This is a genomic window from Yersinia mollaretii ATCC 43969, assembly GCF_013282725.1.
Classification (GTDB): Bacteria; Pseudomonadota; Gammaproteobacteria; order Enterobacterales; family Enterobacteriaceae; genus Yersinia; species Yersinia mollaretii.
In genome coordinates, this window is the sequence record NZ_CP054043.1 from 4,123,649 (window position 1) to 4,137,398 (window position 13,750).

Here is a 13,750-nt window from a genome sequence, read left to right on the forward strand (position 1 = left end):
CGAGTCTTTCCGCCAGTTTTTACCTATAGTTTTTTACCTATAGCAATGCCGCCTGACGGGCAGGTGATAAATGTTATTTTTATAAAATTGGCAATAGCTCACCGTAGCAGTAATAGCGCTTCCCACTATTACCACCCAATGTTTAATTATCTTTATGTAAAGCCTGCTATTTCCGAAATAGACCTAAGGTTATTGGGGTTCAGTTATTAACCCATCAATTAATACTTGCGGAGTACCATCACTCTTCTCATTAATATAGCGCTAATGATAAAACAAACGATAATAATTATCAATAAGCTTACTGTAATTGATTGAGTCTGATTATATTTAACCCTTCATTTGATATGGCAAGTTAATCAGTGTTGCCCATTAGGCTCGGGATTTGTAGGGAGAAGAAAGGTTTATCAGCGAAAATCTTTGTCTAATGATGACCTGATCATAAGAGATATCGCTTAAATAATAAGCAGGTTGTGCCCATAAAAAAGGGCGATAAGATTATCGCCCTTCCAACACGATGAGACTATTTTGACCACAAGATATGGTTAGTCAGAGATCAGTACCGGTTTTTTCGGCTCCTCATGCTCTTCACTCTCATCACGCCATTTCGGGAATTCCATTTCGTTGTATTTGATGACCTTAGTGCCACGGGTCACCTTGTAGCCGAACCAAATCACCAAGAACAAAGGAATGCCGATATAGGTTGCCGTCACACCATACCAATCAATGCGATCTTGCAGGAATGCCTGATAGTTCTGCCCCAATGTAATGATCAAACAGAGCACAAAGGCAAAAATCGGCCCCAGCGGGAAGAAACCGGACTGATATGGCAACTCGTTCAAATCGCGGCCCTGTATCATATAGCCACGGCGGAAGCGATAGTGACTGATAGCAATGCCCAACCACGCGATAAAGCCCGTCATGCCTGAGGTGTTAAGCAACCACAGATAGACCGTTTGATTACCAAACATGGAGCTTAGGAAGCATAAACCCGCAACTACTGTGGTGGCATACAAGGCATTGCGCGGCACACCGCCCTTAGACAATTTGGCAAAAATCCGGGGTGCTTTACCTTCGGAGGCCAGCGTAAATAGCATACGGGTCGAGGCGTACATACCGGAGTTACCGGCAGACAACACCGCTGTCAGGATAACGGCGTTCATCACTGCTGCCGCTGATAACAGACCTGCGTTCTGGAATACCAAGGTGAACGGACTAACACTGATATCTTTAACATCATTACGTAACAGACTTGGGTCGGTATACGGAATAATCAGGCTGATAATCAAGATAGCGAAGATATAGAACAGCAGAATACGCCAGAACACCTTACGCACGGCACGGGGAATGTTTTTGCCCGGATCTTTTGATTCACCGGCGGCAATCCCAATCAGCTCCGTCCCTTGGAAGGAGAAGCCGACAATCATCGCCACACCAATCATGGCAGAGAATCCCCCCGCAAACGGGGCATCACCTATCGTCCAGTTGTGCCAACCTGCACTTTCGCCCCCTTTCATGATGCCGCTAATCATCATCACACCAATAATGATGAAGACCACAACCGTGACGACTTTAATCAGGGAGAACCAGTATTCAGCTTCACCGAAACCTTTTACTGAGATGTAGTTCAGCAAGAACATCAGTGCAAGGAAGAGTGCGCTCCAGATCCAACCTGGGGCATCGGGGAACCAGTAATTCATCACCAATTGTGCGGCGACTAGGTCAACGGCGATAGTGACCGCCCAGTTGTACCAGTAGTTCCAGCCAAGGGCGAAGCCGAAGCCCTCCTCAACATATTTAGAGCCGTAAGTTGAAAATGAGCCTGAAACGGGCATAAATGCCGCCAGCTCACCGAGGCTGGTCATCAGGAAGTAAACCATCAGGCCAATCAATGCATAGGAGAGCAGTGCGCCCCCCGGACCGGCTTGCGAGACGGTAGCCCCTGAGGCCACAAACAGACCGGTACCAATAGATCCACCAATCGCAATCATGGCTAAATGCCGTGATTTAAGCTCTCGACGCAAACGCTGTGCGCCCTGCGGCACTGGGGTTTTAGTATTTTGCTGAGTCATTATTACCCTAATCCACCCTTAAAAAATAAGGCGGGATTGTAACAAATCCCACCCGCTCGGATAGTAACAATGCACTGATATAAGATACCTTCATGATCCCAACGCAATTATTAGCAAAAGCGCAATTGCCAGTGAAAATAGTGACCCGCTGAATGTTTTCGCCGTAATAACCCAGTGCATTGGTGTAAAACACTGAAAATCCACTGCCTTGCGCGAGTCACTCGCTTTGGGTTAATCCTTGCCGTTCAGTTATCCTCTTGGCAATAGCTAAGAAACCGCTGTAAGGCGTTAGAGATATGTTTTTGCCGATGATGAATCAAATATAAGGTACGGACCAGTGTCGGTAGCGGAATATTCAGCTCGATCAATTCGCCGCTGGCAAGTTGATCGCTAATCACTCTTCGCGACAGGCAACTGATGCCCATGCCATAACGGACGGCCCGCTTGATGGCCTCCGAATTGCCCAGCTCCATAACCAACTTAAAGTGCGGCAATTTTGCTAGCAACAGATGATCCAGCACTTCGCGTGTGCCCGACCCACGTTCACGTAAGATCCAGTCCGCACTCGCCAGCTCATCCAGTGTCAGCATTTTGTGGCATAACGAATTATCCGGCGCGGCAAAGACCACCAGCTCATCTTGCAGCCAAGCCTGTGTCATCAACTCCGGCATATGACACGGCCCCTCGATCAACCCCAGATCACCGCGAAAATCAGCCACCGCTTCAATCACATCCTGACTGTTGCCGATATTCAGCTCCAGCGGTGTACCGGGGAAATCGCGCCGATATTTAGCTATCATGCCCGGCAACATATAATTGCCAATAGTGCTACTGGCAGCAATGCGCAACGCGCCCAAATCCTGCAAGAAAAGCTGTTCTATTTCAATAGTTTGGTCAAGTAACGCCACAGCTTTAGGGTAAAGCAAACGCCCATGTTCATTGGTCACTAAACGCTTACCGACCCTATCAAACAATTGCACCCCCAATTGCCCTTCCAAATCCGCCAACGCAGCGCTGACAGCCGATTGTGAAAGCGCGAGCACAACCGAGGCTTGGGTCGTCGAGCCGCTTTTCAGCACCTCAGTAAAGACTTCAAGTTGACGTAAGGTTATGTGCATAACGGTCTCTGTAGTAAAAAATGGAGGACGCTACCATCACTTTACTCGTCAGTTTCTGGATAAACTGAACTCATTTATTAGCTGTAAATTCAATAGCTGACGAAAAAGTATATAGTCTCAATTACCGTATAAGACTAACACCTTTGAGCAAAATCGGGAGGTTATTGGCGGATGAAATTAAGCAGCAAGAGGACTATTCATTGTCGTCTGGTCGAAAGAATAAATAATAAACAAGCGCGATGAATGCGCTGATAACTGCGTTTAAAATCAACCAGATAATTAATAGATAACTGAAGGTTTGAAAGAGCGGGATGCCGCGATCGGCCTTAAACGGATTAAAATGTGGCAGGGACGCAATATGAAAAGGGTTCAAGTTATATAACTTGAAAAAATAAGCGATTAAATAAGGTGGGATTAACAAATAAATAAGTGTCGTCATCACCAATATCACCCACAGCGACTTTTCGTGCCCACCTTTTTTCATATTAAAAACCTACATTTTGCTTTTGTGAGTGATTACCACTGATGCTAGTGAGTGTAACCTCGCATGACCCTTTCCCCCGTAACAGTGAAGCTTAAGTATACACAACTCCCCAATTTAAAAGGATTTTTCATATGAAGAGAGCTATCGGGTTAGCTGCCCTATTGATACTGACAGGATGTGCAGACAGCCCCCCACCTTTAGCGGCATCATCACGGAAAGAGCCAGCTATGCATTCAAGTCTCCCCCTTATAGATCAGACAAAAACGGTTTTTCCGCTCCAAGATTACCCACAAAATGCAGATAAGTGGATTCCCCCCACAGACCCTCACTACCGCAGCCCCTTTATCAGCGCAATCCAACAGCGCGTCCATTTTAATGCACTGATGCGCCATTACTTCGGGCAGAGTCGCGGTGATGAATCCCCTTGGAACGCATTTTATATTCACCCTTTTTTGGGTAATGGCGGCACAGCCAAAGAGAGTATCTCTGCACATGTGAATCACTATACCCATCCAGATGCCCGCTATTATGGTGAAAATTTCATGCTGCTGGAGATGGCGTGGAAAGAACAGATGCGCCATCTGGCGTTAATCCCGATTCCCCAGAACTACCTCCCTTCGTCGAGGGGGATCAGCTTGAAAGAGACTGCCGTTCGATTGTTGCCGACAGCCTATCCTGCCTTTAATGATCCGAGTCAGGCGGGAGAGGGATACCCCTTTGATACCTTACAAAGTTCCGCTATTCACCCCGGCACCCCAATCTATATTGCTGGCACCACTCGGGATAAATCATGGAGTTTTGTTATCACACCGACCGTCAGTGGCTGGGCCAATAGCGCAGATATCGCCAAAGTTGATGATATTTTTATCCAAAAATGGACCGCGATGGCGAAAAAAAACCTTGGCGCGGTAGTTAATGATAATGCCAGCTTTGTCGATAAGGCGGGGGTATTCAGATTTACCGCACGAACCGGAACACTGCTCCCATTAACGACAGTCGAGGGTAAAGAGGTTGCTGCCATCCCTGTCAGTAATAGTCAGGGAATTGCTGCCATTCATTATACGCCATTTGCAGAAAATACCCTGCGTCGGATTCCGCTCCCGCCGACACCAGAAAATATGTCCCACTTGATAAAAATATGCAGGGAAAGAATTATGGCTGGGGAGATATTTATGGCTTCAATGATTGTTCGGCGGAAATAAGAAACCTGATGCTGCCTTTTGGTATTTTTCTGCCCAGAAATTCATTGGCGCAGTCACACAGTGGGAAAAGTGTCGATCTGAGTCATTATTCTACCGAAGCAAGGATAAAATATCTGGCACAACAGGGTAGGCCATTTACGACTCTCATTTATATTGGGGGGCATGTGATGCTCTATATTGGCAATACCGACTGGGCGGGCAATACTGTGCCGATGACCTATCAAAATCTGTGGGGGCTAAAACCTAGCAACGCCTCCAGCCGGAGTATCATCGGGAAATCTGTTTTCTTTCCTCTATTGCCTCAGTATCCAGAGGCTCCAGAGCTAGGCTCCCTTGCAGGAAAAGATAAATTCATCCTCACTTGGCTTAACTGATATTAGTCGAAGGTGGAAGTGCAGAGGATTGCAATTGGGAATGTGCGATGGCGGAGGATTATGATGCTTGTGTTCTTGGCGACACTCAGAATCCAAACCGTAGCACTATCCCTAGCGTAACAATGCAAAGCACTCAGTCCGAATCTCACTAACGTCATGATCAGGCATCCCCATTGAGGTATGCCTGCTTCACGGATGACAGCAGCCCCACTTGCCGACACCGACCTAACCCCATAAAGCTGCATACCAGTTATATCGATTGATTATAAATATATAATGAATTTATCTATCATCGCCGAAGCCGTTACACTAACGGTAATCTTTACAGGCGATAGGGTAAAAACATGGCAACTTATCATACGAAAGAACTGCCTCAACCACAGCAGTTTACCCTGCCCCGCTATATTCCGGGCTTGGTGTTAACCGGTGTGATTACAGGGTTGGCACTTACCGTGGGTGATATGCCGTGGTTTATCAATATGGGGCTGGGTGCCCTGACATTGGCGATTATATTCGGCATCGTCGTCGGTAATACACTCTATCCGTGGGTACAACCAATTTGTGCTGATGGTGTGGTACTCGCCAAACAGCACTTGCTGCGATTGGGGATCATTTTGTACGGCTTCCGATTGACCTTCCAGCAAGTGGCGGATGTCGGTGCGACCGGTATGGTCATTGACCTTTTAACTCTAAGCTCCACCTTTATCTTGGCGTGCTGGCTGGGTAAGCGTCTCTTCGGCTTGGACCAGCAAACCGTGATGTTGATTGGTGCCGGTAGCAGCATTTGTGGTGCCGCCGCCATTATGGCCACCGAGCCAATACTGAAAGCGGATGCCAGCAAAGTGGCGGTTGCCGTCGCCACAGTGGTGATTTTCGGCACACTGGCGATTTTTGTTTATCCGTGGTTGTATCAGCTCAATCTGCACTATCAATGGCTACCGTTTAGTCAGGAAACCTTTGGTATTTTTGCTGGCTCGACGATCCACGAAGTCGCGCAGGTCGTGGCCGCAGGGCATGCTATTGGCCCTGATGCTGAAAACGCGGCAGTCATCACCAAAATGATCCGGGTGATGATGTTAGCCCCTTTCTTGCTGCTACTTTCCGCCTATCTAGGTCGTCGTAGCCAGAAAATCAGCGGCACAAAACGTGAGAAAAGTGCCATCACCATTCCTTGGTTTGCGGTGATATTTATTCTGATGGCCGGTTTTAACTCACTCAATCTGCTGCCAGCAGCATGGGTCAGCCATCTGATTACGCTGGACACCATTTTGTTGGCCATGGCGATGGCAGCTCTGGGGTTAACCACCCATATTGGCTCCATTCGTCAGGCGGGGGTTAAACCGCTGTTGCTGGCACTGCTGCTGTTTGTCTGGCTGCTGGTTGGCGGCACAGGGATCAACTTATTGGTACAGCATATTGCGGCATAAGATCGCCACATAATAGAGAGTCATTTAGGGCCGCATTAGCGGCCCTACTTTTTCCCACAGTTTATCCCATTCAATCATCGCCCCATCAGTGCCATAATGACCAGGTTATCAAAGGAGAATGGAATGAAATTTGTCGGAGCACATGTCAGCGCAGCAGGCGGTGTTGATCAGGCGGTAATTCGGGCACACGAGCTTAAGGCCACCGCCTTTGCCCTGTTTACCAAGAATCAGCGCCAATGGCGCGCAGCCCCGCTCGCGGAAGATGTTATTGAGAAATTTAAGCAGGCTTGTGAGCAATATGGCTACACTTCAGCTCAAATTTTGCCTCACGACAGCTATCTGATTAACCTAGGTCATCCAGTCATTGAGGCGCTGGAGAAATCTCGCGAAGCCTTTATTGACGAAATGGCCCGCTGCCAACAACTGGGGTTGTCATTACTGAACTTCCACCCCGGCAGCCATTTACTGCAAATTGATGAAGATAAATGTCTGGCGCGCATTGCCGAATCCATCAATATCGCGCTAGATGCCAGTGAGGGTGTCACTGCGGTGATTGAAAATACCGCCGGGCAAGGCAGTAATCTGGGCTTTAAGTTTGAACATCTGGCCGCCATCATTGACGGCGTAGAAGATAAGAGCCGAGTCGGCGTCTGTATTGATACCTGCCATGCTTTCGCTGCTGGTTATGATTTGCGCACTGAATCCGATTGTGAGCACACTTTTAAGCAGCTCGGTGATATTGTCGGCTTCCAGTATCTACGCGGCATGCATCTTAATGATGCGAAAAGCGAATTTAACAGCCGTGTTGACCGCCATCACAGCCTCGGTGAAGGTAATATTGGCAAAACCGTGTTCAGCTACATTATGCGCGACCCACGTTTTGATGGTATCCCGCTGATTCTGGAGACGGTGAATATGGATATCTGGGCCGAAGAGATTGCTTGGCTGAAGTCGCAAGCTGAAGTCGCAAGCTGAAGTTGAAAGTTGAAGTTGAAGTTGAAGTTGAAAGCTAAAGTTGAAAGTTGAAGTTGAAGTTGAAAGCTAAAGTTTAGCTGAATGGCGTTGAGCCGAATCAGATTAAATGAATATGAAAAAACCGGCACTGGAGGCCGGTTTTTTATTATTGATGTAGGGATGCCTACATTAACCAAAGAGCGCGTTACGCGACTTTCGCGACCACTTCATCAGGGCGTTTCAGCATGGCGTATGCGCCACCGGCCAACACAGTACCCGCGATGATAGCCACCAGATATAACAGCACTGGATGAATCGCCCCAGGAATCAGTAGCACGAACAAGCCACCGTGTGGTGCCATCAGTTGTGCGCCGAAGGCCATAGAGAGTGCGCCCGTCAGTGCGCCACCGGCGATACAGCAGGGTAAGACACGCATTGGATCACGAGCAGCAAACGGAATCGCCCCTTCAGAGATAAAGCATAAGCCCAGTACCAGCGCTGCTTTGCCCCCTTCTTGCTCACCTTTATCAAACTTGTGACGTGCCAACAGTGTCGCCAGACCCATTGCCAGCGGTGGAACCATCCCCGCAGCCATAATAGCGGCCATCGGCGCATAAACTGACGAGCTAAGCAGTGCCACACCAAAAGCGTAGGCCGCTTTGTTAACTGGCCCACCCATGTCGGTACACATCATCGCACCCAGAATAGCCCCCAGCAGTACCGCATTCGCCGTACCCATGGATTGCAACCAATCAGTCAGGCCAGTCATGATTTTTGCCACCGGCGTACCGACCACATAAATCATCACCAAACCGACGATCAAGCTGGCCACCAGCGGGATAATCAGTATCGGCTTAAGCGCTTCCATACTTTGCGGCAAGTGCAGCTTGGTGCTGATCGCTTTCGCCACATAACCGGCCAAGAAACCGGCAATGATACCGCCAAGGAAGCCCGCACCGGTGCTCACCGCTAACATACCGCCAATCAAACCCGGTGTCAGACCCGGACGGTCAGCAATGGAGAAGGCAATAAAGCCCGCCAATACAGGGACCATCAGGGCAAATGCCGAACCGCCACCGATTTGCATTAAGGCCGCAGCCAGAGTGCCTTTCACTTCAAACGCTTTGATACCGAATACGAAGGAGAGCGCGATACACAAGCCCCCTGCCACCACCATCGGCAACATATAAGAGACGCCAGTCAACAGGTGACGGTATGGGCCGCCAGTCTCTGTTTTCTTGGTGCCGGTGCTGCTGCCAGTTTTGGGCTGATAAACTTCAGCTTCCACCAGCGCCTTGTCCAGCTCTTGCACGGTTTTCTTCAGCGCCAGACCCGTGGTGGTGCGGTACATCGGTTTGCCCGCAAACTTGTCGAGGTCCACTTCGATATCCGCGGCCACGATAACCAAGTCAGCCGCCGCCACCTCTTCTGGCGTAATGGTATTACCTGCGCCAACCGATCCACGGGTTTCAACTTTCACCCACCAGCCACGTTTTTTCGCTTCACTTTCAATGGCTTCAGCCGCCATAAAGGTGTGTGCTACGCCTGTTGGGCACGCCGTAATCGCCACGATACGTTTTGGACCACTGGGGGTCGCAATAGCTGCCGGAGCTGCAACCGCCGCCTGATAGGGTTTGGCCTGCGCAATAGCTTGGGCCAAGAAAGCGTCCGGATCCCGCACCGCTTTTTCTACATCACCGATGTAGAGCTTTTTGCCGTTCAACGCGCTGTCAGCCGGGGCTGATTGCCCAGCAACAATCACCAGCTCCGCATCAGCGGCACTCTCAACCCAGCTCAGTCCTGCTTTTGCCGCCGCAGCACCCAACATCAGTGTCGCGAGATGGCCTCTGGCCTGCCCGAGCGAACTGTCTATTATTAGTAGCGTTTTCATTTCGCCTCCGGAGATTAATTAAAGGGTTTCAGGTCGACTTTTGCCATCATGGCGGCTAACTGTGGGCGATCCGTAATACCCACATTGCTCTGACTGACGGCCAAAGCAGCGACTGCTGTCGCCAGACGCAGCGTGTGTTCGCTGGACTCGCGCATTAATAATCCGTAGATCAGGCCACCCACCATTGAGTCACCGGCACCGACTGTGCTGACCACCTCACAAGCAGGCGGTTTTGCCAGCCAAGCTCCGGAGGCATTGACCCACAATGCCCCTTCCGCGCCGAGCGAGATCACTACATGGGCAATCCCTTGGTCGCGCAGGGCGTGCGCGGCTTCCACCACATCAGCCAGTTCCGGTAATGGGCGACCGGCCCAAATTTCCAGCTCACGGCGGTTCGGTTTCACTAACCATGGCGAGGCTTTCAGCCCAGCAACCAGCGCTTCACGGCTGCTGTCGAAGATGATGCAGGGGCACTGAGAGCGCAGGCGCTTCATCCAGTCAGTGAAGTCATCGGGATTGACGCCCGCAGGCAAGCTGCCGCTGACCGCGACCATGTCGAATTGTCCCAACCAGCTCAATGAGTCGGTGACGAAACGATCCCAATCCGGTTTGGTGACTTCAAAACCGGAGAAGTTAAAGTCGGTCACTTCGCCATCTTTTTCAGTCAGTTTGACGTTAATGCGGGTACGACCCGGCACCACCTGAAAACGGTTGGCGATACCCAGTTCGCTGAATAACAATTGGAAGCCATCTTGGTTATCTTTGCCCAAGAAACCACCCACAGTGACATCAATCCCCAAGTCTTTCAGTACCTTGGCAACATTGATCCCTTTACCGGCGGCATGGAGGCCCGCAGTTTTCACCAGATTAACTTCACCGCGTTCGATTTCAGGGCAAAAACCCACCAGATCATAAGCTGGGTTTAGCGTGATGGTTGCGACTCTTCTGCTCATGCTGCCCCCTCGCCTAAACCGGCGGCGATAGCTTCACCAATAGCATCCAGTGCCGCCTGTGCATCTTCACCGCTGGCGGTAAAGCGCAGGCGATTGCCTTTTTTAACCCCTAAAGCCACAACTTTCATCAGACTACGTCCATTTGCGGGTTTACCGGTGCCGTCCAGATTGGTTACGGTGATTTCACTGGTAAACTGTTTGATTGTATTGACTAAAATCGTCCCTGGTCGCGCATGTAACCCGTGTTCGTTACGAATGACAAATTCCGCGCTTAATACTTCGCTTTGCTCAACATACTCACTGGTCAGCAGTGCCAGCAGTGCGGCGGCATCGGCGTTCAGCAAGATATCAGCTTTTTTCGCCAGTAGCAGGTCACTGAGATAGTTCAGCACCGTCAGCGGTTGATCATCCGCTACAGAGAGTGTCAGCAACAGAGCCACTTTTTCACCATGATGCTCAAATGCGGTCGCCGGACGGCTTACCGTGGCGGCACTGACCAAATTGCCTTCGGTACTGTCACTCAGCCAGATGCCCTGCCCCAAATTCAGTGGTTCACGAGTAATCACATCACTCACAAAGCGGGTATCAACTGCACCGATTTGCTGTAAACGCCCCGCGTTCAGCGCTTGTAGCGTGATCAGGTTGTCAGCCGCCACATCAAGGGCAATCAGTGAGGTGTCGAAATGGAATTCAGCGGTTTTTTTCTCGCCCATCAGCAAACTGCGCAACTCTTCAGCCGAGGTGGTTTTTGCCAGTTGCGCTGCCACCGCATCATCACTTAATACGTGAGTGAGCTGGCGTAGTAAGGCCAAATGCTCGTCAGAGCGGGCGGCAATGCCGATAACAATATAGGCAGTTTGATCGTCGCCCCACGCGATACCCTGCGGGAATTGGAACACCTGCACGCCGGTATTGAGCACCAGATCACGGGTATCCGTAGTACCATGGGGGATGGCGATCCCATTACCCAGATAGGTTGATGTCTGCTGCTCGCGGGCCAACATGCCATCAACATAAGCGGCAGCGACGCAGCCCGCTTGAGTCAGCGCAGCGGCCACCTGAGTGATCGCCTCGTTTTTGCTGTCGGCTTGTGCAGCCAGATGGATATCTTTCGTCGATAACTGGAACATACTATCTCCTCTCTTGCTGAAGTTGAATCGTTTCAGCTTTAATGAGAAAAAGGCGCGTTACCCTTTATCATCTGGTGACGAGATAACGCTGAAACGTTTCAAGGAGTGTGTTTCCGCCTAAGGATATATGCAAGTTTTCTGCTTCTATTATTGATGAATATTTGACGTTCCGCACATTTTTGCGGTGAATAGATTTATGTCAGCAACAAAACAGCCAAACTAGCTGATGATTGCTGACACTTATCCAAGAGGAGTGAGTTCGATGTCTGTTGTTGTCGGTGTGGGTGTGATTCTCGTCAACCCGCAAGGGGAGGTACTGCTGGGTAAGCGTTGCGGTCAGCATGCCCCTTACTGGTCCATTCCGGGCGGTCATATGGAGGCCGGAGAGTCATTTGAAGCGGCGGCAAAACGCGAAATACACGAAGAAACTGGCTTACATATCAATGAACTAAATGTTATCGCGCTCTGTAATAACATCGCCACTTGGCGCGAAGAGGGTAAACATACCGTTTCGGTCTGCTTACTGGCCCAGCATCCCGGCGGAGAGCCAGAGCTGAAAGAACCGGATAAGTGTCAGCAATGGTTATGGTGCAATCCCCGGGAATTACCTGAACCCCATTTTGAAGCCAGCCGTCACAGCATCGAATTATGGCTCAATCAGCAGTTTTATCGTCATTACGACTAAAAAATAGCGCTATATAATTAACTATATAACCAGTGAATTCAGCTGGTTATTTGTCGCTCACCCCAAAAATTTGTTCATTCCCCGCATTTATATTCAGCAAATCTGAACTAATATTGCTAAATACCCCATTCGGGTTAGCCAGCAGCAAAAAATCGCCCTACAATAGACCTACTTATATTATGGAATAGATTTATCGCTATTTGATCTCTTTTTGTTGGCAGATTATTTGGCATTTAAGCATCAGTACATTTGATCCGTCTGTTCTACCAATAATGATTAGATAATTTACAGTGGGTGCAATTATGAGCAAAAAACAGACTGGCTTCGTCAAACGACGCCGGTGGGGATGGTTATGGATACTGCTGATCGGCATCATTATCGGTGCAGCACTATTAGCGGGGACCGCCACCGTCTTCCATAAAACCAGCGACACCGCGTTCTGCGTCTCCTGCCACACCATGCAACAGCCCTTGGCTGAATATCAGGGTAGCGTCCACTTCCAAAATACCAAAGGCATCCGTGCTGAATGTGCTGACTGCCATGTGCCCCACGAACCACTGGACTATTTGTGGACCAAAATCCGCGCGGTGAAAGATATCTATGGGGAAATGGCCGGCACTATTAATACGCCAGAGAAATATGAGGCCCATAAACTTGCCATGGCCCAATCGGTCTGGAAGACGCTGAAAGAGAGTGACTCCGCCACCTGCCGCTCATGCCACAGTTTTGATGCCATGGATATCACCGGGCAAAGTGCTGAAGCTCGCATTCAGCACCCCGTCGCCATTAAACAAGGTGAAACCTGCATTGATTGCCATAAAGGGGTCGCCCATATCCTGCCGGATATGAGTGAAGTGACCCAAGCCGGCGCGGCTGAACTGGCAACGGCGGCTGCACAAACACCCGCCAGTGCCACCACACTCTATACCATCGCCACCGAGCCGTTCTTTATGAGTCCCGGTGATAGCCATAATGCCGGTAACCTGATGCCATCGACACAAGTTGAGGTGCTGAAACAGCAAGGGGATCAGGTGTTGGTGGAGGTGAAAGGCTGGCAGCAAGATGGCGTCGCAGAAGTGTTCTATGCCGCCCAAGGCAAGCGAATCCTGAGTGTTTTACTGGGTGACGACGCGCAAAAAGCACTGAAAACCCTGAGCACCCAAACCGACCCGGAAACCCAACTGGTGTGGCATCAAGTCGCACTTCAGGTGTGGTTGCCGAAGAAACAACTGGTTGATGATCAACAGAAAATCTGGCGCTACGCTGCCGATATGATGTCAGCCAACTGCACCGGTTGCCACGGTTTGACGGCACTGGACCGCTTCAACGCGAACCAATGGATTGGGGTAATTAAAGGCATGGCACCACGCACCTCCCTGACACAGGAACAGTTGCGCGTGATGACCCAATACGTACAAAAACATGCCAGTGATATGCCGGCCCAGCTGTAAATAAGAGGCGAA

General features: G+C 49.9%; 12 protein-coding genes. 6 read left to right on the forward strand and 6 right to left on the reverse strand.

The genetic code is table 11. The features are described from left to right. Window positions 1-542 precede the first annotated feature (542 nt). The 3 genes from HRD69_RS18330 to HRD69_RS20675 form a co-directional block, all read right to left on the reverse strand. A complete protein-coding gene (locus tag HRD69_RS18330; protein ID WP_004874765.1) occupies window positions 543-2,069 on the reverse strand; it encodes an amino acid permease in 1,527 nt (508 codons plus the stop codon). A gap of 245 nt (window positions 2,070-2,314) precedes the next feature. Further along, window positions 2,315-3,187, reverse strand: coding sequence for a DNA-binding transcriptional regulator YeiE (yieE, locus tag HRD69_RS18335; RefSeq protein WP_004874763.1), 873 nt, complete (start codon window positions 3,185-3,187; stop codon window positions 2,315-2,317). 193 nt (window positions 3,188-3,380) lie between these two features. Then, the gene (locus HRD69_RS20675; RefSeq protein ID WP_004874762.1) at window positions 3,381-3,671 is read right to left on the reverse strand and encodes a hypothetical protein; all 291 of its coding nucleotides are present in this window, start codon (window positions 3,669-3,671) and stop codon (window positions 3,381-3,383) included. A 227-nt stretch (window positions 3,672-3,898) separates the two neighbouring features. On the opposite strand from HRD69_RS20675, the gene HRD69_RS18340 reads away from it, so the two are divergent. From HRD69_RS18340 to nfo, 4 genes are all read left to right on the forward strand, one after another. Further along, on the forward strand, window positions 3,899-4,873 hold the full coding sequence (locus HRD69_RS18340; RefSeq protein ID WP_004874761.1) for an SH3 domain-containing protein: 975 nt from the start codon (window positions 3,899-3,901) through the stop codon (window positions 4,871-4,873). A gap of 167 nt (window positions 4,874-5,040) precedes the next feature. Beyond that, window positions 5,041-5,247, forward strand: a complete 207-nt coding sequence (locus HRD69_RS20685) for a hypothetical protein (protein ID WP_004874760.1) — start codon at window positions 5,041-5,043, stop codon at window positions 5,245-5,247. Window positions 5,248-5,591: 344 nt separating this feature from the next. Beyond that, complete coding sequence (locus HRD69_RS18345; protein ID WP_004874759.1) at window positions 5,592-6,674, forward strand: YeiH family protein; 1,083 nt, start codon at window positions 5,592-5,594, stop codon at window positions 6,672-6,674. 123 nt (window positions 6,675-6,797) lie between these two features. After that, on the forward strand, window positions 6,798-7,649 hold the full coding sequence (nfo, locus tag HRD69_RS18350) for a deoxyribonuclease IV (RefSeq protein ID WP_004874758.1): 852 nt from the start codon (window positions 6,798-6,800) through the stop codon (window positions 7,647-7,649). A 184-nt stretch (window positions 7,650-7,833) separates the two neighbouring features. Here nfo and fruA read toward each other — a convergent pair whose 3' ends face one another. From fruA to fruB, 3 genes are read right to left on the reverse strand one after another with little or no spacing between them, the layout of a single operon-like run. Then, window positions 7,834-9,519 (reverse strand): PTS fructose transporter subunit IIBC, encoded by a 1,686-nt coding sequence (gene fruA / locus HRD69_RS18355; protein WP_004874757.1) that lies wholly within the window; start codon window positions 9,517-9,519, stop codon window positions 7,834-7,836. A 14-nt stretch (window positions 9,520-9,533) separates the two neighbouring features. Then, window positions 9,534-10,472: a 1-phosphofructokinase gene (gene fruK / locus HRD69_RS18360; RefSeq protein WP_032814023.1), complete on the reverse strand. Its 939-nt coding sequence runs from the start codon at window positions 10,470-10,472 to the stop codon at window positions 9,534-9,536. Then, window positions 10,469-11,602 (reverse strand): fused PTS fructose transporter subunit IIA/HPr protein, encoded by a 1,134-nt coding sequence (gene fruB, locus HRD69_RS18365; protein WP_004874755.1) that lies wholly within the window; start codon window positions 11,600-11,602, stop codon window positions 10,469-10,471. Before fruB ends, fruK begins: the two co-directional genes overlap by 4 nt. A 262-nt stretch (window positions 11,603-11,864) precedes the next feature. Here fruB and HRD69_RS18370 point away from each other — a divergent pair, with 262 nt between their 5' ends. Both HRD69_RS18370 and HRD69_RS18375 read left to right on the forward strand, forming a co-directional pair. Beyond that, on the forward strand, window positions 11,865-12,287 hold the full coding sequence (locus tag HRD69_RS18370) for a nucleotide triphosphate diphosphatase NUDT15 (RefSeq protein WP_004874754.1): 423 nt from the start codon (window positions 11,865-11,867) through the stop codon (window positions 12,285-12,287). 302 nt (window positions 12,288-12,589) lie between these two features. Next, on the forward strand, window positions 12,590-13,738 hold the full coding sequence (locus HRD69_RS18375; RefSeq protein WP_032814021.1) for a NapC/NirT family cytochrome c: 1,149 nt from the start codon (window positions 12,590-12,592) through the stop codon (window positions 13,736-13,738). Window positions 13,739-13,750 lie beyond the last annotated feature (12 nt).